At 64.8% G+C, this 25,101-nt stretch carries 25 protein-coding genes; 9 read left to right on the top strand and 16 right to left on the bottom strand.

Features of this window, described 5'->3' with window-relative positions; genetic code table 11:
* Window positions 1-14: 14 nt before the first annotated feature.
* From ABIR17_RS04495 to ABIR17_RS04515, 5 genes are all read right to left on the bottom strand, one after another.
* A complete protein-coding gene (locus ABIR17_RS04495) occupies window positions 15-1,865 on the bottom strand; it encodes a DEAD/DEAH box helicase (RefSeq protein WP_348003163.1) in 1,851 nt (616 codons plus the stop codon).
* 8 nt (window positions 1,866-1,873) lie between these two features.
* The gene (locus ABIR17_RS04500; RefSeq protein WP_348003164.1) at window positions 1,874-3,172 is read right to left on the bottom strand and encodes a hypothetical protein; all 1,299 of its coding nucleotides are present in this window, start codon (window positions 3,170-3,172) and stop codon (window positions 1,874-1,876) included.
* Window positions 3,173-3,648: 476 nt separating this feature from the next.
* Complete coding sequence (locus ABIR17_RS04505) at window positions 3,649-4,551, bottom strand: site-specific DNA-methyltransferase (RefSeq protein ID WP_348003165.1); 903 nt, start codon at window positions 4,549-4,551, stop codon at window positions 3,649-3,651.
* A 154-nt stretch (window positions 4,552-4,705) separates the two neighbouring features.
* The gene (locus ABIR17_RS04510) at window positions 4,706-5,128 is read right to left on the bottom strand and encodes a type II toxin-antitoxin system VapC family toxin (RefSeq protein ID WP_348003166.1); all 423 of its coding nucleotides are present in this window, start codon (window positions 5,126-5,128) and stop codon (window positions 4,706-4,708) included.
* A complete protein-coding gene (locus ABIR17_RS04515; RefSeq protein ID WP_348003167.1) occupies window positions 5,125-5,361 on the bottom strand; it encodes an AbrB/MazE/SpoVT family DNA-binding domain-containing protein in 237 nt (78 codons plus the stop codon). The genes ABIR17_RS04510 and ABIR17_RS04515 overlap by 4 nt, the downstream gene beginning before the upstream one ends.
* Before the next feature lie 162 nt (window positions 5,362-5,523).
* Between ABIR17_RS04515 and ABIR17_RS04520 the strand changes: the two genes are divergently transcribed.
* The 4 genes from ABIR17_RS04520 to ABIR17_RS04535 all read left to right on the top strand — a co-directional run bounded on the left by ABIR17_RS04520 (window position 5,524) and on the right by ABIR17_RS04535 (window position 9,951).
* Window positions 5,524-9,045 (top strand): TM0106 family RecB-like putative nuclease, encoded by a 3,522-nt coding sequence (locus ABIR17_RS04520; protein WP_348003168.1) that lies wholly within the window; start codon window positions 5,524-5,526, stop codon window positions 9,043-9,045.
* Between the two features lie 62 nt (window positions 9,046-9,107).
* Window positions 9,108-9,344 carry a hypothetical protein gene (locus ABIR17_RS04525; RefSeq protein WP_348003169.1) on the top strand — a complete coding sequence of 79 codons (237 nt, stop codon included), beginning with the start codon at window positions 9,108-9,110 and terminating at the stop codon, window positions 9,342-9,344.
* A complete protein-coding gene (locus ABIR17_RS04530; RefSeq protein ID WP_348003170.1) occupies window positions 9,345-9,572 on the top strand; it encodes a hypothetical protein in 228 nt (75 codons plus the stop codon). It abuts the gene before it with no gap.
* A 94-nt stretch (window positions 9,573-9,666) separates the two neighbouring features.
* Window positions 9,667-9,951 carry a hypothetical protein gene (locus ABIR17_RS04535; RefSeq protein ID WP_348003171.1) on the top strand — a complete coding sequence of 95 codons (285 nt, stop codon included), beginning with the start codon at window positions 9,667-9,669 and terminating at the stop codon, window positions 9,949-9,951.
* On the opposite strand, the gene ABIR17_RS04540 is transcribed toward ABIR17_RS04535, so the two are convergent.
* The 3 genes from ABIR17_RS04540 to ABIR17_RS04550 are packed head-to-tail and all read right to left on the bottom strand — an operon-like array spanning window position 9,926 to window position 12,395.
* The gene (locus ABIR17_RS04540) at window positions 9,926-10,261 is read right to left on the bottom strand and encodes a type II toxin-antitoxin system PemK/MazF family toxin (RefSeq protein ID WP_348003172.1); all 336 of its coding nucleotides are present in this window, start codon (window positions 10,259-10,261) and stop codon (window positions 9,926-9,928) included. The genes ABIR17_RS04535 and ABIR17_RS04540 overlap by 26 nt on opposite strands.
* Window positions 10,262-10,426: a hypothetical protein gene (locus ABIR17_RS04545; protein WP_348003173.1), complete on the bottom strand. Its 165-nt coding sequence runs from the start codon at window positions 10,424-10,426 to the stop codon at window positions 10,262-10,264.
* A gap of 28 nt (window positions 10,427-10,454) precedes the next feature.
* The gene (locus ABIR17_RS04550; RefSeq protein ID WP_348003174.1) at window positions 10,455-12,395 is read right to left on the bottom strand and encodes a DUF2207 domain-containing protein; all 1,941 of its coding nucleotides are present in this window, start codon (window positions 12,393-12,395) and stop codon (window positions 10,455-10,457) included.
* A 47-nt stretch (window positions 12,396-12,442) separates the two neighbouring features.
* On the opposite strand from ABIR17_RS04550, the gene ABIR17_RS04555 reads away from it, so the two are divergent.
* Together ABIR17_RS04555 and ABIR17_RS04560 are read left to right on the top strand one after the other, a co-directional pair.
* On the top strand, window positions 12,443-12,754 hold the full coding sequence (locus tag ABIR17_RS04555) for a tryptophan synthase subunit alpha (RefSeq protein WP_348003175.1): 312 nt from the start codon (window positions 12,443-12,445) through the stop codon (window positions 12,752-12,754).
* 22 nt (window positions 12,755-12,776) lie between these two features.
* On the top strand, window positions 12,777-13,658 hold the full coding sequence (locus ABIR17_RS04560) for an aminotransferase class IV (protein ID WP_348003176.1): 882 nt from the start codon (window positions 12,777-12,779) through the stop codon (window positions 13,656-13,658).
* Between the two features lie 443 nt (window positions 13,659-14,101).
* On the opposite strand, the gene ABIR17_RS04565 is transcribed toward ABIR17_RS04560, so the two are convergent.
* Window positions 14,102-16,252, bottom strand: a complete 2,151-nt coding sequence (locus ABIR17_RS04565; protein WP_348003177.1) for a DEAD/DEAH box helicase — start codon at window positions 16,250-16,252, stop codon at window positions 14,102-14,104.
* 182 nt (window positions 16,253-16,434) lie between these two features.
* Here ABIR17_RS04565 and ABIR17_RS04570 point away from each other — a divergent pair, with 182 nt between their 5' ends.
* Window positions 16,435-17,679, top strand: a complete 1,245-nt coding sequence (locus tag ABIR17_RS04570; protein WP_348003178.1) for a hypothetical protein — start codon at window positions 16,435-16,437, stop codon at window positions 17,677-17,679.
* Here ABIR17_RS04570 and ABIR17_RS04575 read toward each other — a convergent pair.
* From ABIR17_RS04575 to ABIR17_RS04590, 4 genes are read right to left on the bottom strand one after another with little or no spacing between them, the layout of a single operon-like run.
* Window positions 17,636-18,184 (bottom strand): hypothetical protein, encoded by a 549-nt coding sequence (locus ABIR17_RS04575; RefSeq protein ID WP_348003179.1) that lies wholly within the window; start codon window positions 18,182-18,184, stop codon window positions 17,636-17,638. The genes ABIR17_RS04570 and ABIR17_RS04575 overlap by 44 nt on opposite strands.
* Window positions 18,181-18,741, bottom strand: coding sequence for a hypothetical protein (locus ABIR17_RS04580; protein WP_348003180.1), 561 nt, complete (start codon window positions 18,739-18,741; stop codon window positions 18,181-18,183). The genes ABIR17_RS04575 and ABIR17_RS04580 overlap by 4 nt, the downstream gene beginning before the upstream one ends.
* The gene (locus ABIR17_RS04585; protein WP_348003181.1) at window positions 18,738-19,370 is read right to left on the bottom strand and encodes a hypothetical protein; all 633 of its coding nucleotides are present in this window, start codon (window positions 19,368-19,370) and stop codon (window positions 18,738-18,740) included. Before ABIR17_RS04585 ends, ABIR17_RS04580 begins: the two co-directional genes overlap by 4 nt.
* Window positions 19,360-19,731, bottom strand: coding sequence for a DUF6804 family protein (locus ABIR17_RS04590; RefSeq protein WP_348003182.1), 372 nt, complete (start codon window positions 19,729-19,731; stop codon window positions 19,360-19,362). Before ABIR17_RS04590 ends, ABIR17_RS04585 begins: the two co-directional genes overlap by 11 nt.
* Before the next feature lie 24 nt (window positions 19,732-19,755).
* Here ABIR17_RS04590 and ABIR17_RS04595 point away from each other — a divergent pair, with 24 nt between their 5' ends.
* Together ABIR17_RS04595 and ABIR17_RS04600 are read left to right on the top strand one after the other, a co-directional pair.
* Entirely contained in the window at window positions 19,756-20,397 is a 642-nt protein-coding gene (locus ABIR17_RS04595) for a hypothetical protein (RefSeq protein ID WP_348003183.1), read from the top strand.
* A 21-nt stretch (window positions 20,398-20,418) separates the two neighbouring features.
* Entirely contained in the window at window positions 20,419-21,756 is a 1,338-nt protein-coding gene (locus tag ABIR17_RS04600) for a M20/M25/M40 family metallo-hydrolase (protein WP_348003184.1), read from the top strand.
* Window positions 21,757-21,789: 33 nt separating this feature from the next.
* On the opposite strand, the gene ABIR17_RS04605 is transcribed toward ABIR17_RS04600, so the two are convergent.
* Genes ABIR17_RS04605 through deoC form a run of 3 tightly spaced genes read right to left on the bottom strand, consistent with a single transcriptional unit; the run spans window position 21,790 to window position 25,096 of the window.
* The gene (locus ABIR17_RS04605) at window positions 21,790-22,653 is read right to left on the bottom strand and encodes an aldehyde dehydrogenase family protein (RefSeq protein WP_348003185.1); all 864 of its coding nucleotides are present in this window, start codon (window positions 22,651-22,653) and stop codon (window positions 21,790-21,792) included.
* On the bottom strand, window positions 22,650-24,092 hold the full coding sequence (locus ABIR17_RS04610; protein WP_348003186.1) for an aldehyde dehydrogenase family protein: 1,443 nt from the start codon (window positions 24,090-24,092) through the stop codon (window positions 22,650-22,652). Before ABIR17_RS04610 ends, ABIR17_RS04605 begins: the two co-directional genes overlap by 4 nt.
* The gene (gene deoC / locus ABIR17_RS04615) at window positions 24,092-25,096 is read right to left on the bottom strand and encodes a deoxyribose-phosphate aldolase (RefSeq protein WP_348003187.1); all 1,005 of its coding nucleotides are present in this window, start codon (window positions 25,094-25,096) and stop codon (window positions 24,092-24,094) included. The genes ABIR17_RS04610 and deoC overlap by 1 nt, the downstream gene beginning before the upstream one ends.
* Window positions 25,097-25,101 lie beyond the last annotated feature (5 nt).

Genomic DNA, 25,101 nt, shown 5'->3' on the forward strand with positions numbered 1-25,101 from the left:
ATCCTCGAAGAGCATCAGAAGTTCTCATCTTGCGCCGGAGCACGACCCTGCAGCTCTAGAACGAGATCCGCGACGTCATTGAAGTCCACTGAGTCATCGACGGGCAAATCTGCATCATCCTCCGCCATAGCGATCTCGGCGAGATCCGGATCGTTCAGAAGTTGCCCGAGATCGCGTGCCTTTGTCGCGAGCCTTCGACTGATCGAAACGTCGATGTTCCCGATACCAGTTGGCGTGACGCTCTGAAGCACCTGAACCCGAGTTACTGTGCCGACTTCAAGGCCGAGCCTGTGGATGCGGTCAATGGATTGCAGATAGTGCGCCGCATTGTAAGTCCGGTCCACATAGATCGCCTCGTGGCATCGCTCATGCAACGAAAGACCCTCGCTCGCTGCGGCGGGATTTGCGACGAGGACCATGGATTCGTCGGTCTTCACGAACCTCCGCAGTGCCTCGTCTCTTGTTACTTCGCCCGCCAGCGGGTCATCACGATTTCCCCCATAGATGGCGACTGCATCAAGATCCACTAGGGCCGTCCGAAGCAACTTGAGCGTGTCGGTAAAGATCGTCCAGATGACTGTCTTGCGCCCTTCGTCGGCATTCTGACGAGCTAGAAACGCCGCCATTTCGATCTTGGGAGATAGCCCCTCCGCAATTGCTGCGGCCAGGACGTCAGAGGGGCCAGAGAACGCGCCAGCCGCGAGGGGTGGATTGACCGACGCCTGCATCAGCCTGAAAACTGCGCCTCGCGCCTGCGGGAGGGTTTGTGGGGTCCTAGCGATCTGTGTCAACTGGGCAAGAGTGCGCTCCCGCAGAATCCCGTAGAGCGCGAGCTGCCCGTCGCGCATGGGGACTGGCACAAAGATCGTCGGCTCGCGCGGAGGCAAGTTCAGCTCGCGTTTCGTGGTTCGAACGAATCGGCCCGCAAGCACGTGAGAGGGTGACGAACCGTTGCGGATTGCGCGGCCAAGCCCTTCTCCTTGCCAAAGGAAGTCGGCTTGTGCGGCGATATCACTGGCTCCTTGAGGCATCGGAGTCCCCGAAAGAATGTCACGACGTGCCGCTGCTGAGGCAAGCGCTAACGCAGTGGCGCCGCGCTGCGACCCCGGGCCAGCCTTGATGCGATGGGACTCGTCGATCACCAAATGGGACGGTGCAGCCGCTAGGTAGCGCCTGACCTCTGTCGCGACTTGGACTGCCATTTCGTAGTTGATTACTAGCCGAGGGTGCCCGCTCCGAAGGAGTCGAATTACTTCTTGGCGGTCCTCAGCCAGACGAGCGAAAGGCGTGAAGTCGGCGTCCATGCAATCCTCAACGACCTCTTCCCACGCCGTGAACGCTGATTTTGGAGCGACGACGAGCATTCGGGAGTTCGCTGGCATGGCAATCAGGTGAAGCGCGAGAGTCACAGTGGTCTTGCCTGCACCGGGTACGGAGAAGTTCGCGCCGTGTGGCGCGGACGCAAGCTGCCTCAGATCGCGCAACTGATGGTCCTTCAGTTGCCGTCTAGTAAAGCCAGATGCAATAAGTAGGGCATTTAGCTCGTCAGCGGTAAGGTCACTAATGCCTTGATTGTGCTCGCGGGCGTTCTTTACCCTTTCGACGAACTCGTGAACCCTTTCGCGTGACTCCGAATCCGCGAACACGAATCTAAAGGCCCACTGCCGCTGCAAAGGAGCCAACTCGCGGAGGAGGTCCAATCCATCCCCGTAGGCGAGCGTAAGTGTGAAACGGCTCTGTACGTACTGGTACCCAAAGGCGGAAGCTTGAGCCCTGAACTGTTCGAGAATCGCCGGAGCTACGGCTTCATATTCAAACGAAAGCTCGTCTTCGGCGAGGTCTACTCGCACAATCACATCTGACACGATCCCGGCTAACGCGAAAGACCGTCGAGTCGCGCCTGAGCGGCATCCCGCAACACACCTGCGCGGATAATGAGCTCGCTCAGCTGGGCCACAACCTGTGGGAGGTCATCAACCGGAGCTAGGAGGACCTGGAGACCCTCGAGGTTTGAACGCGCCGAGCGAATGATCTTTAGTGGCTTAGCGGCTCGCTCAGCGTTCTTCTTCTTGTCTACCAAGTCGTCGGCCGCGTCTTGAATAGCAGCTTGGACGACCTCGCGAGTGCCTGCCGAGTCGGCAGCGTCAATAAAGCCTTGGAGGTCAGCGCCCGGAGCGATCGCACCAAAGTCAACTTCGAATGGCTCTGGGTCGTCGGCGCCGGGCTCAAAGCCGCCAAGAACCTCAGCGACTCGTTCGACGATCAGACTGGGGTCATCACCGATTACCGCGTTATAGTTGTAAATACGCCCAGATCGGTCTTCCGAAGTCTCAAGCGACCACGCGACCCGGCGGCTGGCCTCGGAATCGAGAACGGACTTGTCCTTAACACGCTTTGCGACGTCCAGGAAAAACTGCTTCTTGTTCTTCACTAAGTTGAACGCGGTCGGATTCGCAATCCAGTCACGGAGGTAGCGTCGCGCCTCGTCGAGAGCACGAATCGTTGAGTTGACCCACTGGGTGCTCTCGTTGTTGAGCGCGGCGACCTCGCGTGGAGTTCGACCTTGTGCAAGCGCCTCCTCGATGACCAGCGCCTGGTCGACCCAGGAGTACTCAAGAAGCGTCTGAGGCGTCATCTGAAGTCTCACTTCAACTTCCAGAGACTGCTCAGGAGTCAGCAGAGGCAGGACCGCGACATCGATGTTGCTGAAGTTGCTATAAGCAGCTGGGTCAGTCTCGTACAGTTCTCGCATCGCCGCGAGACGACGATTTCCATTGAGAACTACCCCTGAAGGCGTTACAAGAATCGGTTCCCGCTGGCCGTTCAGTTTGAGTACTTCCATAATCGGCGTCACGCTGCTCTCGCGCCCGACAACCGCAAACTCAGCCAAAATCTCATGTTGCTTTTGTTGCGCGTTCTGGTTCTCCTGGCCGTTAGAGAAGAAGTCCACAGGCAAGTCATTGTCCGCGACGAACTCCATTTGGGTACTACGCGTCCGGCCGTTTGTCATACGGTAAAGCGGAAGAGAGTGATGGACGCTGACCACTGGAAGTTGGGTCGCCGTACCGGGGTTAACCTCCCATGAAATGAAGGTAGTCGAGGGCGACTGGGCCAGATCTTGAAGATGGGTCTTGCGCTGGGGTTCGGGCGTGACCACGACGTTGTACGGCAAGAAGACTCCGATCCTGACCTATTCGAATGCAACCAGCAACATCGGTACCGTAATCTGTCGGCTGAAGAGCTGGAGCTCGTCCCACATTCTGTCGCTGTTTGCGATGTTGGAGCCAATCCTGGACGCACCCACCTTCGTGGGCACCGCGAGCGCGGCAGCCCCTATCCCCTCGGTCAGGTACAAGTGCTGGAGCTTGAGGAGGTCGTAGGCAGCCCGGCTGACGTTCCCAGTCTGAACTTGAAAGGCGAGATCGCCCTTCTTGGCAGTGACAGTCAAGTCGAAGTGGGGCGCAATTCGGCAATCGATCGCCCACCCGCTCTCACCTAGATTCTTGGCAACATGGGCTCGAATCGCCGCTCCAGACTTTGGCCCAACGTGAACGTTGGGCGCATCGAACATGTCGGTGAGCCACTCGAAAGCCTCGCGAGACTGCCAAGCCGACTCGCCTCCATGAGAAGAGAAGCTTTCTACATACCTCACCGGGGAGACCCCGTCGGTTCATAGACCGGCTTGTTCATGGGACGAGTCCGAAGTTCACCACGTCCGAGCCTCTCGAGTCTGTCGCGGGCAATGTCGATGTACTCGGGGACACTGTCGACGCCCAACCCCCGTCGTCCGTTCTTCACGGCCGCGATCGCGGTGGTGCCAGACCCAAGGAAGGGGTCGAGGACGGCGTCCTCTATATTGCTCATTGCAAGAATCAATCGTTCAACCAGACCGACCGGGAACTGACAGGGATGATCTGTCTTCTCCAGGTGGTTCGCTTTGACATTCGGAATGTCCCACACATCACCGGGGTTCTTGCCGAGCGGGTTGCTCGACACTTCGCCGCGGCGAGGCCCTTTGAAGTGCTTCTTCAGTGGGTACTTGGATGGCACTCGCACGCTATCCAAGTTGAATGTGTAGTCGTCACCCTTGGTGAACCAAAGGATGGTCTCATGACGACCGGAAAAGCGTCGACGCGCATGGAGGCCATGGCCAAAGGTCCACACGATTCGGTTGCGAAGCTTGAGCCCGGCTGCCTTGAAAATGGGGTAGAAGATGGCATCGAGGGGAATCACTTCTCCATTCGAAACGCCATTCCCTACTTGCCAACAGATGGAACCTCCTGGCGCGAGCACCCGGACTAGCTCTCGGATGATTTGCGACTGCCACGATACGTAGTCCTCATGCGAGAGACGATCCTCGTACTCCTTCCCGACGTTATACGGAGGCGAGGTGACAACGAGCTGCACTGACTCATCAGCGAGACCCTGCAAGTAGGCGAACGCGTCGCCGCACTGAATCTCATACGGTAACCCCCGAGGGGCCAGCCTCACGATGGGGGGCAACTTGTCGACGGATTGCGGTTCTTCCGCTGCCACGCTTGGGATGCTCACACTGAGAGACTAGATCCAACCGGCGACTAGTTGGCCGGGACTCGCCAAACACGTCACCACTCAAGTCGGCGACCCTATCGGCGTTCACCCGACGCAGGCAGCCTCACCCAGGTCTCCGCAAGTCCCATACGACCCTCGACGCCAGCACGTGGCGTTACGCGGGCGTCAAGAGTTTCAGTGTCGGGAACGCGCTGCGGTAGCGGCGAGCGTCGCGGGTGACGAGCGTCAGACCGTCCACGACGGCGTGCGCGCCGATGAAGAAGTCGGGGAGCGTCGCCACCCGAGTACCGCCGCGTCGCCGGTAGGCGTTGTGCGCCTTCGCCGCGAGGAAACCAGCGCGGTACGGGAGCGGCGCGCGTGTCAGAACCGACTCCGGCATCCGCCGATCCAGGTCGTCGATGTGATCGAATCCCACGGAGACTTCGGCGTAAATGAGCGGGTTGATCAGCGTGCGACCTCGACGTACCGACTCCGCAAGTGTGAGAGAGGACCACTCGCCCCAGACGGGATCATCGGTGACGATGTCGAGCAGCACGTTTGAATCGATGAGGAAGGCCTCCCGGTCGGATTCGCTCATTCGTAGTCGCGAGTGAGGCGCATGATCTCGTCGGTCGAAAGCTCGCCTCGACCGCTCCCCCGCAGTCCGCTCACCAGACGCTCGGCGCGGTCGGGCTTCGACCCAGCGCGGGATGGGCGCACCACGACGAGCCCATCCTGCTCGACGAAGTCGATTTCGGTGTCGGGCAGGAACCCATGACGCTCCCGGATGTACTGCGGGATCGTCACTTGGCCCTTCGAAGTGATGCGCACGAGTCCATCGTAATTCTTACTCATCGAAGTAATACCACCTTTCACTCAGTTGCAGCGTGGCAGCGACAATGCGCCCCGCAGGCGTTGGTGCGAGAACGTGCGCACTGCCGTGTGCAACGACCCGGTGGGGTGGACGTCGCACCTCGCCGATAGCCTCCAAGCATGTTCATCCGCAATGACCGCGTGTACTACAGCGCCTCCGACCTGAAGGCGGCGGTGGAGTGCGAGTGGGCGCTCATGCGGAAGCTCGACGCGAAACTCAAGCGCGTCGAGATGATCGACGAAGCGGAAGACGCGATGCTCGCCCGCGCGGGCGAACTCGGCAACAAACACGAGGAGTGGGCGCTCGACCGCTACCGCACCGAACTGGGTGACGGTGTCGTCGAGATCGACACCACCGAGACTCGCGCCGACCCGGTGCTGCTTGCTGAGAAGCACGACGAGACCCTCGCCGCGCTGCGGGCCGGCAAAGACGTCGTCTTCCAGGGCACCTTCCTCGACGAACCCGCTGGCGCGCGCACGGGGTTCGTCGGGTTCGCCGACTTTCTGGTGAAAGACGCTTCGGGCGCCTACGAAGTCTGGGACACCAAGCTCGCCCGCAAAGCCCGCGTCACGGCGCTGCTGCAACTCGCCGCCTACGCCGACCAACTGCGGCGCCTCGACATCCCGGTGTCGAACACAACGGTTCTGTTGCTCGGCAACCGGGAGCGATCCGATCACAAGCTGACCGACATCGAGCCCGTGTTCCACGACCGGGTCGCCCGGCTCAAAGAGATGATCGAAGCACGGCTCGACGACCCGAATCCGATCGAGTGGGGCGCCGAGGGCTACACCGCCGACGGACGCTGCGACTGGTGCGCGCCCGAAGTCGAACGCACCCGCGACGTTCTGCTCGTCGCCGGCATGAGAACCACCCAGCGGAGCAGGCTCAACGCCGTCGGCATCCACACCATCGATGAGTTGGCCGCCAGCACGGGAAGCGTCGAAGGGATCGGAGACCCGGCGCTCGAGAAGCTGCGTAAGCAAGCGCGGATGCAACTCACCGCTCCCGCCCACGTCGAGGGCGAAGCGCACGAGGTGCTCTACGAAGTCGCGAGCGCTGCGGGGTTGTCGGCACTCCCACCCATGGATGCCGGGGATCTGTTCTTCGACTTCGAAGGCGATCCGCTGTGGACCGACAACGGCATCGACTGGGGCATCGACTACCTGTGGGGGGTCGTGACGCTCGAACCCGAAGAGCGGTTCACCGCGTTTTGGGCACACGACCGGAAGGAAGAGAAGCAAGCGCTGATCGACTTCCTGGCGTTCGTGCAGGAGCGGCGCAAGCAGCATCCTGGGCTGCACATCTACCACTACGCCGACTACGAACGCGCCCACCTGCTGCAACTGACGGCGCGGTACGGGGTGGGCGAGGCGATCCTCGACGAACTGCTCACCGAAGACGTCTTCGTCGACCTGTACCCGATCGTGCGGCGCAGCATCCGCATCTCGGAGGGCTCCTACTCGATCAAGAAACTCGAACCGCTCTACATGGGCGCCGAGGTGCGCACCGGCGACCTGAAGAAGGGTGACGAGTCGATTCAGTTCTACGTCGACTACACCGAACTTCGGGATGCCGGCGACACCGAAGCGGCAGGGGCGAAGCTGCAGCAGATCGCCGACTACAACGAGTACGACTGCGTCTCGACCCACCGCCTGCGCGATTGGCTGCTCGCCCGCGCCCACGAGAACGGCATCGAACCGGTCGCCTACCAGGTCGCCGAGGCATCCCCAGAAAAGAAGCAAGACAGTGACGAGTCGCTGGTGCGCGACCGACTGTATGCGCAGATTGACGGCATCCCGGCGCTGGAACGCACCGCCGATCAGGCCGCCATTGCGCTGGCCGCCGCGGCGATCGAATACCACCGCCGCGAAGACAAGTCGTACTGGTGGGAACATTTCTCGCGCGAAACCCTCGACCTCGACGACTGGGAAGACACTCGGGATGTATTCCGCGTCTACGACGCCGCCGTGGTCGACGACTGGCGCATGCCGGAGGGCAAGCGCACCGAGTCCCGACAGATTCGGCTGCGGGGGCGCCTGGCACCCGGTTCGCGACTCGGCGTCGGGGCACGGCCGTTCGTCATGTACGAGCAGCCCCTCCCCGCGGTCTGCCCCCCCGTGCGACCCGGCCAGCGCGGCGAACACGCGCGCGGCGAAGGCATCCTCTCGATCACTCCGGTCGAGGGTGGGGGTGGGGATGTCTTCGAGGTGCTGCTCGACGAGAACGCCGGGGTCGGCGGTGAGACCTGGTCGAGCTACCCGGTCGCGCTGACGCCCGAATCCCCGGTGCCGACTAAGGCGCAGCGGGAGGCGATCCTGCAGTGGGGTGGAAAGGTGGCGGATGCGCTGCCGGGCTTCCCTGCGGATGCCAGCCTCGACATCCTGCGTCGCGTTGCGCCTCGGATGATCGACGGGGAGGGCCTCGAACCGGTCGGGATCGACGGCGCGCCAGCAGCGATCGTGGAGTCGCTGAAGCGGCTCGACCACTCCTACCTCGCCGTGCAGGGTCCCCCCGGATCGGGCAAGACCTACGTCGGCGCCAAGGTCATCGCACACCTGGTGACCGAGCTCGGCTGGAAAGTCGGAGTCGTCGCGCAGTCACATGAGGTGATCGAAAACCTGCTGCGGAAGGTGCTGACCGAGGGGGTGCCCGGCGAGCGGATCGGCAAGAAGCCGTCGAGTGCCGGCTACGCCACCCCGCCCGGCTGGACGATCCTGCCGGAGAACTCCGACATCCCACCCTTCATCTCGGCGAACTGGGACGAGGGTTTCGTCCTCGGCGGCACCGCCTGGGATTTCGCCAACGCCGGCAAGGTTCCGCGCGACAGTCTCGACCTGCTCGTGATCGACGAGGCCGGGCAGTACTCGCTCGCAAACACGATCGCGGTGTCGGTTGCGGCATCCCGCCTGCTGCTGCTCGGCGACCCGCAGCAACTGCCGCAGGTGACCACCGGCGTGCACCCCGAGAAGATCGACACCTCGGCGCTCGGCTGGCTGTCGGACGGCCACGACGTACTGCCCGACTCCCTGGGCTACTTCTTGGAAGAGACCTGGCGCATGCACCCCGCGCTGACGACCTCGGTGTCCGACCTGTCGTACGAAGGCCGGCTGCGGTCGCACCTGCCCGACACCGTGCTGCGGCATCTGGATGGTGTCGAGCCCGGGTTGCACTCGGTACCGGTGCACCACTTCGGCAACTCGACCGAGAGCGTCGAAGAGGCTGTCGCAGTCGTCGCACTCGTGAAGCAGCACCTCGGCGTGCCGTGGGTCGACCCGTCCACCGGTCGGGATGACGTGCTTCGCCCGTCGGATGTCATCGTCGTCGCGCCCTACAACGCCCAGGTGGAACGCATCCGCCAGCTGCTCGAGGCCGAAGGTCTCGGCGACACCCCGGTCGGAACGGTCGACAAGTTCCAGGGGCAGGAGGCGGCGGTCGCGATCCTGTCGTTGACGGCATCGAGTGCGGCCGATGTGCCACGCGGGGTGTCGTTCATCCTGTCGCGCAACCGCCTCAACGTCGCCATCTCGCGCGGCAAATGGGCGTCGTACCTGGTGCACTCCCCCGCCTTGCGCGACTACCTCCCCCTCACCCCGCAAGGTCTCGCCGAGTTGTCGGGATTCATCCGACTGACCACCGCCTAACCCGCGCCACCAGATTCGGCAAGGGTGTCGCGCCGCGCCGCGGTCAGGCGTTGAATGACCCCATGGACATTGACAACGTGGACATCGACGACATCCCGAATGACGACGGCACCGACGACGGCACGGCGGGGCTGCGCTCCGACGGCGGAACCACCGAGGCCGAGCGCCTCGCGAATCGCGGCTCGGGAGTCAGCGTTCCGCAACCCGACCCGACCGGCGCAGGCGGGGTTATCCCGCAACCCGAAGTGCCACTCCCCGACGGCGAGATGTATCCCGAAGAGCACGAAAAGGACAAGTAAATGGATGACATGACGCCCGGCGATCTGCCCAACCGGCTCGGAGACGACGACTCCGACAAGGCGACCCACCCCGAAACGCCCGGCGACCCCGAAGAGACCGACCCCGTGCTCACCGACGACTTCGACAAGTTGATCAGCGATGACTTCAAGAAGATGGCTGGCATCGAGCAGGGCGACCCGCCGGAGAGCGGTCCGGGCGGCAACCCGTTCCTGCAGCAGAACCTCTAGACAGCCACGGTCTCGCTAGCAAGGCATCGCTAGCTCGAATCCGCCCCTCTGGCAAGCCCTCGACGGCCCGTCGCGTCCGGCGTGAAATAAGTGCATGGCTGACAACGAGAACATGACCCCGGATGCCGAAGACCAGAAGCGCATCAATGACCAGCGCCGAGCGGATGACGCCAACGAGCCGAGCGGACGACACCTGCCGGTGATGCCGGCCGACACGATGAGCCCGCGCGGCATCGACGTTGACGACGTGGTCGACGACGAGGGCAACGACGACTGGATGGCGGATCGCAAGGGCGTCGTTCCCGATGCCGACATCGTCATCCCGGAAGCCGACGAAGAAGCCGAAGAGCCGGTCAGAGATCGAGACCTTCCGAAATAAAGAGGCGCAGCGCGAACAGCGTTGCGTCATCGACCGACCCGGTCTGACGCAGAACGCGTTGGCGTGAGGTGCTTCTCAGCTGCTCCGTCATCCCCCAGGTTTGCTCAGCAAGCCCGGTCTGGCCTCGCAGCGCGACGTGATTGGGCCATCCGCGATCGCGGGTGGTCGCGGGGATGAGATGCACGAGCGAGTCGACGGATGTCAGGAACCTGACTGACGAGACGACTACGGCTGGTCGAATTCCAGCCCGTTCAGGTCCGCGACCCTCTCCGAAATCTGCCCAGACCACCGCTCCCGGAAAGTACTCCACCTACTGAGGGTCGTACTCAGCGAGGTCGGCATCGGAGGCCTCATCGAAGGCCCGTGTCTCCTCGTGGTATTCGGCCCACTGTGCAGGAGTCGTGTTGCGCATCGCAACCCGAACGGCTTCCCACCGCTCCTCACGCTCGCGCGCGGCAATCAACTTCTCGATCACTTGCCCAACGGTGAGGCGGGTATACCAGCTAGCGCCCTCGGCCTCCACCGCCGCCGCCGCCACCACCCGAGAACCCGCCCCCGTGCGAGCCGCCCGAGAACGACGACCCTGACGAGCCGCTCCAGCCGCTGCTCGAGCCGCCCGTCCCCCAGCCGCCCTTCCAGAAGTTGTCGCTCGAGGCGAGGCTCTGCGCGACGATCGGCTTCGGCACTTGGGGGGTGCGCAGCCGCAGGTTTTGGATGGTCGAGTTCAGCTGCCATCCGGAGAACTGCGACGAACCCGACCACCATTCGACCGGAACATTCGCCGCGGCCGCGCGCACGCTGAGCTCGTTCGACCACTTGTCTTCGACGCCAAAGATCACCGCATACGGCAGCAGTCGTTCGTAGAACTTCACCATCTGCGTGGTGTCGTCGACGTTGATCCGTTCGGCACCCTCCGGGCTCTGCAGCATCCTGATGCGGTCCTCCTCAGCGAGGTGCAGATACTCCTTCAGGCCGAGCAGCTGATCGTTGAGTTCGTGGCCTCTCGGGGTAAGCAGGGCGATCGTCGCACGATGAGCCCAGACCGAGCCCAACGAGAAGACGGCGAACCCGAGACCAATCCACGAGAACCCCAGGTCGTCATTCACCAACCGCCGCAGGGTGTCGATGCCGGCCGCGAGAGTCGCCAGCAAGGTGATCACGAACAGCACCACCCAGAGCGCCGTCGGCCGGCTACCACCCTGGATGCCGGCGCCCGTGAGCTGAGCCTTGACTGACTTGTAGACGGGCTCGATCTTCGAGCCGAGCGTGGTGTTGGTGCCGCCAAGGGTGATCCGGATGCCGGGCGCCGGTTGCGCCCCGAACATCGCGGTCACCAATTGGGTCTCAATCGCGTCGAGCCCGGTCGCGTCGAGCAGCTCGACGGCGAACGGCACGCCCTTCTCTTTGTTGTCGAGCAGTCGCACCTTTCGGCGCACGGCGAGGCTGATGATCTGCGCCGCGAACGCCCGAGTCGGTTCACCAACGAGGTAGGCCGCGACCATTACGTTGAGGTCTTTCGGCGGGGTGTACTGGGCGATGATCGTGCCGCTCGGGCCGAACTTGCCCGGACCGCCGGCGCCGCGAGTTGCCGACGCGATCAGCCGAGAGACGATGGCGGTGCCGCCGAGCACGAACGGTGCGAACATCTCCCACCAGGGCGAGGCCGGATATTCCGGTGGATCCACATATTGAGTGCCGCCACCGTTCGACGTCGGCGGCGCGACGACGACCTCGCCCGGCGTGAAGGTGCCCGCGGTGAAACCGATCGAGAAGGTGAGCGAGTCGTTCGCGCTCAGGTTGGTGGAGCCTGCCGTGAAGGTGACCGAGCCGTCGTCGTTGGGGTGCTGAACGAGCGGGTCGGTGCACTCCCCGGTGAGCACGTAGCAGGCCGAGTCGCCGCTCAGGGTCGGCACGATGGACGGGTCGATGCGCAGCGACATGCTCGCCTCGCCGAACGGCTGCGCCCACCCGGTGCCGTTGACATCCCAATACAGTTCGTCGGCGCCGGTGTCGGCAAATGACTCCACCACGTCGACCTGGTCATAGGTGATGACGTACGTCTGCCGGCCGTGAACGTAGGTGTCGTCACCGAGCCCGACGCTGAAGAAATCTTCGTAGTACTCGGTCGTGTGCGGCACCCGCTGGCCGTACTCGTCGACGACCGAATCGAGGACGGTGTGCAGTTGCACGCCGTGGCGATACTCCGGGATGTCGCGGAAGAAACCCTTGTTCTGGTCGAAATCGGGGTAGACCGCCACGATCGTCTCGACCACGTGAAGATGGGCGCGACCCTCGGCATCCTGAGTGAGGGTGTAGTCGGAGTGGAACGACTGGATGTCGTAGTCGTCGAGTCCGGATGGCGCGGCCAGCGCGGGGCTCGACACCCCGGCGAACAGCAGCAGGACCGCACCGGCCACGAGCCCGAGCTTCGAGAATCTGCGCATTCGTCCACCCTACGGGCAGGATTCGGGCTGAAGCGTAGGCTAGAAACGTGACCGAGAACGAGGGGCGGCCGCGGCACGCGAGCCTGGAGGTGCTGCGCGCCGAGGCGCAGGAAGAGCTCGGCACGGTTGTCTGGGAACGCCTTCGGAGCGGCGAAGACCCCTGGGCATTCATGGAGGAGATTCCGAGTGTCGACGAACTCGTGGTGCTGATTCTGCGCGCCGAATGGATCACCGCCAACAACGGTGTGCGCCCGACACCCGAGGTCGACTACCGCGTCCTGCGCCAGATCGGGCTCGCCTACCCGGGGCTCACACTCACGGTGTGGTCGATGCTCGACCGACGGATGGCGTCAACGTGATCGGCGACGAGATCGGCGACGCATGACCGCCAACTCGGCGCTCGCCCTCGTGTCGTTCGACGACGCGGGTGCGGCGACGGGCCATCGGATGATCGATCCCGACGAGGCCGTGCTGCGGGTCACCGAACTCGCCGCGACCCGCGGTGACGGCATCTTCGAGACGGTCGGACTCTCCAACGGACGGCCGTTGAAACTGGCCCGGCACCTGGTGCGAATGGCGAACTCGACTCGGATGCTCGACCTTCCCGAGCAAGATCCCGCGATCTGGAGCGCGGCGCTGCACGCTGTCGCCGACGCCCTCGGGCCGGCCGACGAGGGCTGGGTGAAGATGGTGCTGAGCCGGGGCATCGAGGGCGGCACGACTCCCACCGGCTGGGCGTACGGGATGGTCGCCCCCTCGTTCGCACCCGAGCGAGCGGATGGCATCCGGGTGGTGTTGCTCGATCGCGGCTACCGCCACGACGTGGCCGCGACATCCCCCTGGTTGCTTCAGGGGGCGAAGACGATCAGTTACGCGGTCAACCGCTCGGCGTACCGGGAGGCGACCCGTCGCGACGCCGACGACGTCGTTTTCACCTCGAGCGACGGCTACCTGCTCGAGGGACCCACCTCGAACCTGGTGCTGCGGGATGGCATGCGCCTGCGTACCCCGCGAACCGACCTCGGCATCCTCGCCGGTACCACGCAAGCCGAACTCTTCGCCTGGGCCGGGGAACGCGGCTACCAGACCTCGTACGACCTGCTGACTCCCGCCGACCTTGCAGCCTCCGACGCCGCCTGGCTGGTGTCGAGTGTGCGCCTGGCCGCCCCCATCCGCTCGGTGGACGGCACCGCGAAACCCGTGGATGCCGCCCTCACGACAGCGTTCAACGATCACCTGCGCGGGTTGACTGCCGAGGGTTAAGAGTCCCGGGGAAAATCGCGGAGAAGAATCGCGGAGAAATATTGACGGCGGTGAGCTCGTCTGCGAATTCGCACTTACCCCCGTAATTGCGATTCGTATCTTTGACGAGGTCACCGCCGTCTGGCTAGTCCCCCAACTAGTGCACTCCTGAGACTACCGACGGGGTACCCATGTCGCTGTCCCCAATGGGGGTGTCCGCGCCAATGGGGACACCGCTACGCCAAAACGGGGTACAGAAGGGAAAGTCTGCGGACAAACGAAAGGCCCTCGAAAACCGCGTTCACCAGCCTCAGTGTTGCCACTAAGCCGGGTGTTCGTCGAGCCTCAAGGGCCTTTCTGTTGCCTTCTGGTTTTACCCTTCCGGCAAACTCCAACTTACTCAGCGGTGAACATCGCGCAACCCGTGAACTCTCGCTAGATAGTTGAGGGTTGGCTGGTGCGGCCTAGTCGGAGACGTTGTCGCGCAGCAGCGAAATGAGCGCTTCAAGCTGAACCGAACCCTCTGCGGCGGCGAGCTCCTCCTCGCCGTCGAGGGCGCGCGCGGCGAGGCCGGCCTTCGAGTCGATCAGTTCCGAGATGCGTCCATCGAGCGTTCCGGCGGCGATGATGCGCCATGCGGTGACCGGCAGTTCCTGACCGATGCGATGCACCCGGTCGATTGCCTGGGTCTGCTCGGCATTGGTCCAGGACAACTCCGACAGCACCACGTTGGATGCCACTTGAAGGTTGATGCCGACGCCGGCCGCGGTCAGCGAACAGACCGCGACCGCGACAGTCGGGTCGTTCGTGAACGCGTCAAGCGCGAGAGTGCGGGCCTTCGTGGTCTGCTCACCACGGATCGACACCGTCTTCAGCCCGGCCTTCTTGAAGAACTCTTCGGCCGTGTCCATCACGTCGATGTGCTTGGCGAAGAAGACCACCTTGCCGACGTTGCGAGCGAGGTTGACGGTGTAGTCCGCTGCCGGCACAGCCTTCGCCTGCCCGATCTTGCGCACCATCGAGAAGACGTTGTCGCCGCCGGTCCCGACGCCGCGCGATTCCTCGAGTTCGGCGGCGGCCACCAGACGGATCACGTCGCTGGGGTCACTGTCGGGTCGCGTCGCGCGCAGCCGCCGGTACCGCTCGACGAGACGGGCAACGAGTGCCTGCTCGGCATCACGGATCGAGCGACCCGCCTCGCCGTCGAGTTCGACCGGGATGTCGGCGATGCGCCGCGCGGGGATGTCGGCGGCGACATCCACCTTCTTGCGGCGCACCATGCCCATGTCGACGACGGCGGCGCGGGCGGCGGAGAAGAAGCCCGAGTCGCCGGGATCTAGTTCGGTCTGCTCGAGGCGTCGCATCAGTTCGGGCAACGGCTTCTTGTCGTCGATCCAGCCGAGGTACTGCCAGATCATCTTGAAGTCTTCGATCTGGTTGATCAGGGGGGTACCGGTCAGCGCGACGAACAGCGCGTTCGGCGTGGCCGCGCGGATGTTGCGCGACAGGGTCAGCACGTTCTTCGACCGCTGCGAGTCTTTGTTTTTGATGAAGTGCGCCTCGTCGACGACCATCCCCTTGAACCCCCGTCGCGAGAGCCAGGCCACGTGCCGGTCGAGCACCTCGTAGTTGACGATCACGACATCCGCAAACGCGTCGATGTCGTCGCCGTCACCGTGTACGACGGTCGCGACGCGCTGCGGCGTCCACTTCTCAACCTCGCGCGACCAGTTCACCTTCACGACGTTGGGCACGACGACCACGATCGGATACGCGTGGGCCGCCTCGGCGGCGAGCAGTGCCTGGGCGGTCTTGCCCAGACCCGGCTCATCGGCCAGCAGATAGGTGCGATGGCCCGACCGCGCGCTCTCGATGAAGCGCGCCTGATGGCGCATCAACTCTTTGCCGCCGGCTGCGGCGAGCGAGCGAGCTTCGGGCAGCTCCATGCTGGCCGCTCCCCCGCCGCCGAGCTCGAACGAGCGGAACAGGGGCTCGATGAGTTCCCAGTTGTTCAAACGTCCGGCGGTGCCCGACTTCGCGATCGAGGCGCTGAAGTCGGGCGCGAGGAACGGGTTCGACATCTGGAACTGCTTCACCGACTGCGGAACGACCTGCTTCTCCTCAGCCCGCGCGGCCGGAGCCTCGGTGACGACGATCAGATCTTCAGGCGACAGTTCGGCGCCCGCCTCGAGCAGCATCGCCCGCTTGGCTTCCTGCTGTTGCGGGGTGAGCGGGGCGGTATCGGTGAGCAGCTGGATGAGAGAGGTGTCGCGCGCCGCGGTCTTCGCCATGATCGTGGCGATGCCGTCGAGACGGGTGAGTTCTTTCGTGCGTTCGGAATCCGAGAGGGCGGGGTCGGTCTTGATGCGGGCGCGTTCCTCGCGCACCAACATCGCGACGACCCGAAACCGGGTGCGGTTCGACGGGGCGACTTTGCCGCGCTCGGCCGAGTTCTCGATCGCGCGAACCGTGCGCGCGAGGATCGGGATGATGCCCGACTCGTCTTGATGCTGGCGGCGACGCTGCTGCGGGGAGGTCGAACGCTTGCGGGTCGACGACTTCTGGCCTGACGCGCTGTGGCCGGAACTGGCCTTGTTCTGCCCGGTAGGGCTCATCGGTCTCCTTGGCTCGCGTCGCAGACGTGAGCCGGTAAGTCGATCCACCAGCGGCGGCGGACCGGAAGTGATCCTGACGTGCTCCGCGAAACGTACCCAGACCCGGCTTGACCGGTGGGAGGGGAGCGAGCCAACTCTAGCGCACCGTGGGCCCGACGTCCCCCGAACCGTAGGATCGACACGTGCTCTCCACCGTGCTCCGGGTTCTCGTTCGGTGCTGGCCTGCCCTTCTTGCCTGGTTCCTCGTGGGCTGGACCGTGCGCGCGCTCATCATCCGCGGCGGGTCGTATCTGCTCAACATCAGCTATGACCTCGGTGATCTGGTGCTGCCGCTCGCGATCCTCGCGCAGCTAGCTGCCTACGTCGGCATGTTCTTCGCGATCAAACGCGAACTACGCCATGTCAGCCAGGCGGACGATGTCCAGGCGGGCGAAAGCGCGGTCTCCGCCGCTCGGCAGTGGCGCGAGTCGTTACTCGCCTCGATCTTGCCCTTCTTTCTGCTGTACCTCGCGTGGAACCTGAACGTCGCAGATCGCACGGATCTCTATGCGGCGTCCCTCACTCAAGGCAACTTCGGCAGCGACTCCAGGGTCGAGTCGGTCACCTGGTTCGTGCTGGGATTCGCCGTGCTCGCGTTCGTCGCACGTTGGTTGCTCGGTCGGTTCTCAGCCCGCCTCCCCCGCTGGAGCACTCTGCTCGCGACCTACCTTGAAGCAGTGTGGGTGTTCATCGCCCTGTCGTGGATTCAACACGGATTGGGGATTCTCGGCAGCTGGCTCTCGACCCGGCGCATGTTTGGCGGCATCGTTGATGCGTGGGCCGAACTGCGCGCGAACTTCGCGTGGCTCGGCGCCATCGGCGACGCGATCGGCTGGACGTGGGCGCAGATCGGAACGCTGGTCGGCCTCCCGCTCGCCTGGCTCGCGTTCGCATCCATCATCTATTTCGGAACCATGCCTCGCTCCCCGCGTCCCGACTCTTCGGTAGCGCGGGTCGCCAGCGAGCGATGGAACAGGATGCCGGTCTGGCTCCAGCGCGTCGGCTCGACCGCCAGCGCGGGAATTCTCGACCGTTGGCGACCGGTGACTCTCGCGGCGCGACTCATCTGGCGCTCCGGTCCGATCGCGATGGGGACCTACCTGCTGGCGTTCGCCGTCATCACCGCCGCCTCCGAGTGGCTCAGCATGCTCATCTTCCGCCTTCTCGGGCCTCACGAGGTGGCGTGGTGGTACGGGGCGAGCGACGCAGTCAATCTCGGCGTCAGTGCCGTACTCGCCGTGCTGCAGGTGTGCGTCGTCGCGGCGGCGTTCGACCACGCGTTGCGCAGTGACGCGGCTGAACAGGGTGCGCTCGAGGAGATTGTCGAAGAGGCGGGCGACGCCGTCAGTGCAGCCGCAGCTCCTGCGGGAACGCCGCCGTCGACGTGAATCGGATGGCGGGGTCGGGCACCTCGCCTCGCGGCACATAGAAAACCAGCTGCAGGTGATACCGGCGTGCTTCGCTGAGGTCGCAGTATTTCTCGAACTCGTCCGGCACCTCGTAGTCACTCGATGCGATCGCCTCGTCCCACTCACGCTCGACCCCGTCGATCGGCGCGACCAGCGTCACGGTGCACACCGATGATGCGGGCGGGTCGACCACATCGATCGCGAACGTCGCAACAACGACATCCGAACCCGCCGGGGCATTCAACGCTTCGCCGTCGAGAACCTCGAGGTCGGTGAGTTTCACGTTGGCTCCCGAGTAGCGCTCGTCCAGCCCGCGGGCGACGTCGATCACCGCCGGTTGATTCTCGAGGTACGGGAAGAAGCGTGGGATGAGCGACACCACGAGAGCCGCCGGGATGAGCACGGCGAGCGCGACGAGGAACCAGCGGTTGCGGCGCAGCCACGTCATCGGCACTTCGGTGACGGGCCGCTCGGAGTCGCTCATCGGCTGCCGTCCCGCGCGGGCTCAAGTTCGACGCGGTCAGCCACCTCGAGGGTGGTGAGGTCGATAACGATCTCGACGACGCTGTCCAGGCGATCATCGCCGAACGGGCTGATGCGCAGCACCGCCGAGCGCGCCCCCGGGAAGTTGACAACGTCGGCAGGCAGTTCGATCAGCAGCGGCCCCGTCGCCGGAAAGCGCACGGCGACCGTGTGTTCGTCGACGGTGCCGCCATCTCCGCGTTTGGTCCCTCCATACTGCACACCGTCGATGAAGAGATCGACCTCGATGAGTTTCGACTCAAGGGTCGCTTCGACGGTCGCGTCCGCCACGAACCAGACCCCCGCGGTGGTTCCCCGCCAGGAGCCGAGCTCGACCTCGTGCGCGAGCGACGCCTCATGCACGGTCGCGATCAGGTGCTGCGACGAGACGGTATCGCCCAACGACCCCCGAGACCCGAAAGGTGCTTCGACGAGTTGAGAGGTCGGGGTCGTCGCCGCTACCGCGTAGGTCGCGGCGAGCAGCCCGAGGCCGGCGACGATCGCGAGACCGCGCTTCATCGGTCGTCTCGCACGGTGGTCGAAACCTCGACGGCGACGTGCTCGTCAACCCACCGGGTGCCGTCAATGATGTCGGCCTTCTCGGGCGTCGCGTCGGTGAGACCGATGCGCAGAACGTCACCCTGCGCGAACTGGCCAGAGCGCACCGTGAACACGAACAGAAGGGTATCGGGAACCCCGGGGCTGAGCACCGGCTCGAAAGTGCCGTCTCGCTTGAGGAACACGGTGAGGTCACCGTAGCCGGGGCGCTCATCGAGGTTCATCAGCCCGTCGATCGTGAACGGACTGGGGGGTCCGATCGAGATCGGCGACTCAGGCTCGGCGGTCAGTCCTTCCAGCGTCGCGACCACGACGAGGAAGCTCTCTCCGGGTTTGGTTTCGGTGTAGTCATCCGGAAAATCGTCGGTGAGGTAGAGGTCGTCGATCGAAATGGCGAGCCGGTTGCCGACGAACGTGTCGCCAACCGACTGCTCGGGGATGACGGCGCTTTGAAGTTGCACCGTGTCCCAGCCGCCGAGCGGGATGGCGACGACGCCGGCGACTGCCAGCACGGCGCCCACCACGAGGATCGGCAGCCAGGCTCGAACTCGGGACGCGAGGGTCGCGCGTGGGGACGGTTTAGCGGGCACGACGCTGCTCTTCCGAGATGGGAACTTTGATCATCCAGCCCGCGACCAAAAAGACGATCGCGGCGACGTACTGCGCCACCTGCCAGAACGGATCGGGGATCGCGATGATCCACACCGGGTTCCAGGCGACGGCGATGGCGGCGAAGACCGGCAGCCATCCCCACTGTTTGGCTTGGAATGCAAAAACCGCGACGATGAGCGCGAAGATCGCCGCGATGTACCGCACGACGATGAACGAGTCCTCAGCGAGGACCGCCAGTCCGATCAGCAGCGCGAGGGCAGCGATCAGTCCGGGCGCGAGCGCAAGGCGCCGCCATCCCGGATCGGGCTTGGTCCCGTAACGGGAGCTGTTGGATGCCATCGCTGCCACCCTACGATGTGCCGCATGGGCTTCTTTGACAGCATCGCCGATTCTTTCCGCTCGGCCGTCGGCTCGGCCGACCCCGACCTCATCAAGAACGGCACGCTGGGCCGCGGTGACCTGACCGGCATCCAGGTCTCGAACACGACGATCACGATCGGCAACGGGCTCACCGAACGCAAATGCACCTTCCAACTGAAGGTCTACCTCGAGGGCGTCGAACCGTTTGACGCCACCTGCGAACAGCGCGTGCAAGAGGTTTACCTGCCGCAACTGGTTCCCGGGGCGGCCGTGCTCGCGGTACGCGTCGACCCGACCGATCACACCAAAGTGGCGATCGACTTCGCGTCAGAAGTGCCCAACGTCACGATCAAGGCTGGCACCGGTCACGATTCTGCGGCGTGGGTGCTGGCCAATGGCACGCCCGCGAAGGTCGTGCTCGTCGCCAATCAGCCGATCGGTCTCACCTCCTCGAAGGGTGATCCGGTTCAGGCGCTGACCCTGACCGTCGACAAGGGCGATGCGAGCTATCAGGCCCAGGTGGGCAACGGGGTGCCAAACAGCGCCCTGCCGCTGCTGTTTCCCGGCTCGAAACTGCACGCGATGATCGGCGACGGCCCGAACGACATCGTCGTCGACTGGGCCAAAGGCGCGCGCACCGACTGACCCGCCGCTTACGCTCAGATCGTGGATGCTGACGCGGCGGTCGAGCGACTTCGGGCGCTGATCCGAGTACCGACGGTTTCTCGCGAAGATTCCGACCTTCAGGATTCGGCAGCGTTCGAGCGCTTCCCCGCACTGCTTGCCGAGCTTTTCCCGCGTGTCCACGCGACCCTCGACCTCGAGACCCTCGACGGCCCCGGCCTGCTCTACCGCTGGCACGGGCGCGAAACCGGGGACGCGCTCATCCTGATGGCGCATTGGGATGTCGTGCCCGCCGATGAGGAGGGCTGGACTCACGAGCCCTTCGCCGCCGACCTGACCACCGACCCGGATGGCGCACGCCGACTCTGGGGGCGTGGCGCGATCGACGACAAGGGCGCGCTGGCCGGCATCCTCGAGGCCGTCGAAGCGCTGCTCGAGTCCGGGTTCACGCCAGCCCACGATGTCTACCTCTCGTTCGGCGGTGACGAGGAGGTGCAGGGTTCGGCGGCCGAAGCTGCAGTGGCCCTGCTGGCGTCGCGGGGGGTCGCCGTCGATCTCGTGCTCGACGAGGGGGGCGCCATCGTCGAAGGGCAGTTCCCCGGCATCAGCGGCCCAACTGCCGTGATCGGGATCGCCGAGAAGGGCATCGCGACGATCGAACTGCGCGCGACCGAGCAGGGCGGGCATGCCGCGCATCCGCCGCGTTCGGGCCGCACCGCGACCGCTCGGCTCGCCCGCGCCATCCTGCGGGTGTCTCGCCCTGTTCCTGCGGGGATGCCGCCGACGATGTACCCGATGTTCGCCGCCCTAGGTCGCCGGGCGGGCGGAATCCTCGGCCTGGCCTATCGGCATCCGCAGCTGTTTCGTACCGTGTTGCTCGGCGCCCTGGCCCGCGGAAGCGACGAGGCGAACGCGCTCATCCGCACCACCCGGGTCGTGACGCGGCTGCGGGGTGCTGCCGCCGATAACGTGCTGCCCGAGGTGGCGACAGCATCGATCAACCTGCGCATCGTCGTCGGATCGACGCTCGCCGCCGAAGTGGAACGCATCCGTCTGGATATCGCCGATCCCGGCATCACCGTGCGGGTTGTGCGCGGTAGCGATCCCTTCCCGGTCGCCCCCGTGACGGGGTTGCCCTGGGACCGAGTCGTGCAGGCGCTGGCGCACTCGCATCCCGAGGCACTGCCGGTGCCGTACGCGATGCTCGGCGCGACCGACGGCCGGCACTTCACCCGTCTCACTCCGGCCGTCTACCGCTTCACGCCGTTCGAACTGACCACCCGCGAGTTGGCCGGGCTGCACGCGATCGACGAGAGCATCCGCGTCGACCCCTACCTGCGCGGGATCACCTTCTACCGCGCCCTGCTCGAGTCGGCCTAGATCGAAGCGGCCTGACTCGAATCGGCCTACGCCCTACAGCACCGACTTCGTGTGCCAGACAGTTTTCGTCTCGGTGAACGCGAGGATGCGGCCCAGCGACAGCTCCGGGATGCCGGGCTCCGGCGAGAGCACCCGCTTCAGGGTGTCGGCGGCGGCGATCTCGAGGTCGATCCATTCGAGGGCCCCGGCTCCGGCAAGGTCGAGTGCGTTGACATCGGCGTGTGAGGCGAGCCACGGTGCGATCTCGGCGGGTGACCCGGTGAGCACGTTGACCACTCCCCCGGGCACGTCGCTGGTGGCAAGCACCTCGGCGAGCGTGATCGCCGACAGCGGCCGAGTCTCGTCGGCGATCGCGACCACGGTATTGCCGGCGACGAGCGCCGGCGCAACGGTATTCACGAAGCCCAGCAGTGATCCGCCCTGGGCTCCCTGCGGCGCGATGACGACGACGACGCCCGTCGGTTCCGGAACCGAGAGGTTGAAGTAGGGACCGGCGACCGGGTTGCCCGACCCGGCGACCTGGGTGTATTTGTCGGTCCAGCCCGCGTACCAAACCCAGGCGTCGGTCGCTCGGTCGACCTGAGCCGAAGCGGCCGCCGCCGACACGCCTTCCGACGAGCGGATCTCTTCGACGAACTGTTCGCGGCGACCTTCGAGCAACTCGGCGATGCGGTACAGCACCTGTCCACGGTTGTAGGCCGTCGCCCCTGCCCAGCCGGACTGTGCTGCGCGGGCGGCGACCACGGCATCCCGTGCGTCTTTGCGGGAGGCCTGGGCGGCGTTCGCGAGGAACGCTCCCTTCGGCGTCGTGACCTCGTAGGTGCGGCCGGACTCGCTGCGCGGGAACGCCCCACCGATGCTCAACTTGTACGTCTTCGGAATCGCGAGCCTGCTCATTTCGACGAACCCTTCAGATAGGCGGCGAGCCCGTGACGGCCACCCTCGCGGCCGTAGCCGGACTCCTTGTAGCCGCCGAACGGCGACGCGGGATCGAAACGGTTGAAGGTGTTCGCCCAGATCACTCCGGCCCGCAGTTTGTCGGCCACGGCGAGAATCTTGGAACCCTTGTCGCTCCAGATCCCAGCCGAGAGGCCGTAGGGCGTGTTGTTCGCCTTCGTGATTGCCTCAGCCGGAGTGCGGAAGGTCAGCACCGACAGCACCGGTCCGAAGATCTCTTCGCGGGCGATCGTGGATGCCGCCTGCACGTTCGTGAAGATCGTGGGTGCGAACCAGAACCCGTTTTTCGGGATCTCGCAGGGCGCCGTCCAGCGCTCAGCACCCTCCTTCTCGCCGATATCGCTCAGTTCGCGAATGCGATTCAGTTGCTCGCGGGAGTTGATCGCGCCGATGTCGGTGTTCTTATCGAGCGGGTCACCGAGCCGCAGCGTCGACAGCCGCTCCTTGAGCCGCGAGACGACCTCGTCGTGCACGTTCTCTTGAACCAGCAGGCGGCTCCCCGCGCAACAGACGTGACCCTGGTTGAAGAAGATGCCGTTGACGATGCCTTCGATGGCCTGCTCCATCGGGGCGTCGTCGAAGACGATGTTCGCGGCCTTGCCCCCGAGCTCGAGGGTGACCTTCTTGCCGGTTCCCGCGACGGCCTTCGCGATCTCCCGCCCGACCGCCGTCGACCCGGTGAAGGCAACCTTGTTCACGTCGGGATGCCGCACCAGCGCCGCGCCGGTCGCGCCCGCTCCGGTCACGATGTTCACCACACCCTTGGGCAGGTCGGCCTGCTGCAGGATCTCCGCGAAGATCAGCGCCGACAGCGACGTGGTCTCTGCGGGCTTGATGACGACGGTGTTACCCGCGGCGAGGGCCGGCGCGATCTTCCAGGCGAGCATCAGCAGCGGAAAGTTCCACGGGACGATCTGCGCGGCCACCCCGAGCGCCCGCGGGTCCGATCCCAGACCCGCATACGAGAGCTTGTCGGCCCAGCCTGCGTAGTAGAAGAACCACGCAGCGACGAGCGGGATGTCGACATCCCGACTCTCTTTGATCGGCTTGCCGTTGTCGAGGCTCTCGGCGACGCTGAGTTCGCGGGCACGCTCCTGGATGAGGCGGGCGATGCGGTAGAGGTATTTGCCGCGGTCGGCGCCGGGCATCTTCGACCAGGTCTTGTCGAACGCCCGGCGGGCCGCGATGACCGCCCGGTCGACATCCTCGGGCGTCGCCGTCGCGATTTCGGCGATCTTCTTCTCGGTGGCCGGCGAGATCGTCTGAAACGACGAACCCGATCCGTCGACGAAGTCGCCGTCGATGAAGAGCCCGTAGGACTTCTTCAGGTGCAGGATGCTGGTCGATTCCGGCGCGGGCGCGTAGTCCAGAAAGCTCATCAGTCCACCGTCACGTAGTCGGGGCCGCTGTAGCGACCGGTAGCCATCTTCTGACGCTGCATGAGCACGTCGTTGAGCAGGGTCGAGGCGCCGAACCGGAACAGGTGCGGCTGCAGCCACTCCTCCCCCACCGTCTCGGCGACTGTCACCAGATACTTGATCGCATCCTTTGAGGACCGGATGCCGCCAGCCGGCTTCACCCCGATCTTCTCGCCGGTCAGCCGATGCCACTCCTGCACGACCTGCAGCATGAGCAGGGTCACCGGGAGGGTGGCGGCGGGCTGCACCTTGCCGGTCGAGGTCTTGATGAAGTCGCCCCCGGCGAGGATCGCGAGCCAGGATGCGCGGCGCACGTTGTCGTAGGTGTTGAGTTCCCCGGTTTCAAGGATGACCTTGAGGCTCGCGGAAGAGCCGTCCTTACGACGGCATGCTTCCTTGACGGCGACGATCTGCTCGAAGACCGTTCCGTAGGAACCCGCGAGAAACGCCCCGCGATCAATCACCATGTCGATCTCGTCGGCGCCAGCAGCCACGGCATCCTCGGTGTCGGCGAGCTTGACCCGCAGCGACGCCCGGCCGCTCGGGAAGGCTGTCGCGACGGCCGCGACGGCGATCTTGCCGTCATCCGGATCGCCGTGCAGGTCGCCCAGTGCTTCGACGGCGGTGCCGACCATGTCGCCGTAGACGCAGACCGCGGCGACGCGCGGGGTCGACGGGTCGGTCGCGTCAGGAGTGACGGCCTTGGCGACCAGCGACTTGACTTTGCCGGGAGTGTCGGCGCCCTCGAGCGTCGTGAGGTCGATCAGGCCGATGATGCGATCGAGCGCCCACGCCTTCGAGGTCGTCTTGATCGAGCGCGTGCCCAGCCCCGCTGCGCGGGACTCAAGGCCGACAGCATCCACACCCGAGAGTCCTTCGAGGTGGAGCCGCAGACTCTTCTCAGTCAGGTCTCCGCCGAGCAGTTTGACTGCCCGTTCGGCCGGAGCCAGCGCCGTCGCGTTCATCCGAC

Origin of the sequence: Pseudolysinimonas sp., assembly GCF_039912695.1 — a bacterium.
Lineage (GTDB): Bacteria > Actinomycetota > Actinomycetes > Actinomycetales > Microbacteriaceae > Pseudolysinimonas_A.

Excerpts from the sequence above, each read along its gene's own strand:
- ABIR17_RS04575 (WP_348003179.1), bottom strand. The coding sequence starts at position 18,184 with ATGAGCGACTCCGAGCGGCCCGTCACCGAAGTGCCGATGACGTGGCTG.
- ABIR17_RS04565 (WP_348003177.1), bottom strand. The coding sequence starts at position 16,252 with ATGAGCCCTACCGGGCAGAACAAGGCCAGTTCCGGCCACAGCGCGTCA.
- ABIR17_RS04550 (WP_348003174.1), bottom strand. The coding sequence starts at position 12,395 with ATGCGCAGATTCTCGAAGCTCGGGCTCGTGGCCGGTGCGGTCCTGCTG.
- ABIR17_RS04590 (WP_348003182.1), bottom strand. The coding sequence starts at position 19,731 with ATGGCATCCAACAGCTCCCGTTACGGGACCAAGCCCGATCCGGGATGG.
- ABIR17_RS04520 (WP_348003168.1), top strand. The coding sequence starts at position 5,524 with ATGTTCATCCGCAATGACCGCGTGTACTACAGCGCCTCCGACCTGAAG.
- ABIR17_RS04610 (WP_348003186.1), bottom strand. The coding sequence starts at position 24,092 with ATGAGCTTTCTGGACTACGCGCCCGCGCCGGAATCGACCAGCATCCTG.
- ABIR17_RS04560 (WP_348003176.1), top strand. The coding sequence starts at position 12,777 with ATGACCGCCAACTCGGCGCTCGCCCTCGTGTCGTTCGACGACGCGGGT.
- ABIR17_RS04510 (WP_348003166.1), bottom strand. The coding sequence starts at position 5,128 with ATGAGCGAATCCGACCGGGAGGCCTTCCTCATCGATTCAAACGTGCTG.
- ABIR17_RS04595 (WP_348003183.1), top strand. The coding sequence starts at position 19,756 with ATGGGCTTCTTTGACAGCATCGCCGATTCTTTCCGCTCGGCCGTCGGC.
- ABIR17_RS04530 (WP_348003170.1), top strand. The coding sequence starts at position 9,345 with ATGGATGACATGACGCCCGGCGATCTGCCCAACCGGCTCGGAGACGAC.
- ABIR17_RS04535 (WP_348003171.1), top strand. The coding sequence starts at position 9,667 with ATGGCTGACAACGAGAACATGACCCCGGATGCCGAAGACCAGAAGCGC.
- ABIR17_RS04580 (WP_348003180.1), bottom strand. The coding sequence starts at position 18,741 with ATGAAGCGCGGTCTCGCGATCGTCGCCGGCCTCGGGCTGCTCGCCGCG.
- deoC (WP_348003187.1), bottom strand. The coding sequence starts at position 25,096 with ATGAACGCGACGGCGCTGGCTCCGGCCGAACGGGCAGTCAAACTGCTC.
- ABIR17_RS04525 (WP_348003169.1), top strand. The coding sequence starts at position 9,108 with ATGGACATTGACAACGTGGACATCGACGACATCCCGAATGACGACGGC.
- ABIR17_RS04605 (WP_348003185.1), bottom strand. The coding sequence starts at position 22,653 with ATGAGCAGGCTCGCGATTCCGAAGACGTACAAGTTGAGCATCGGTGGG.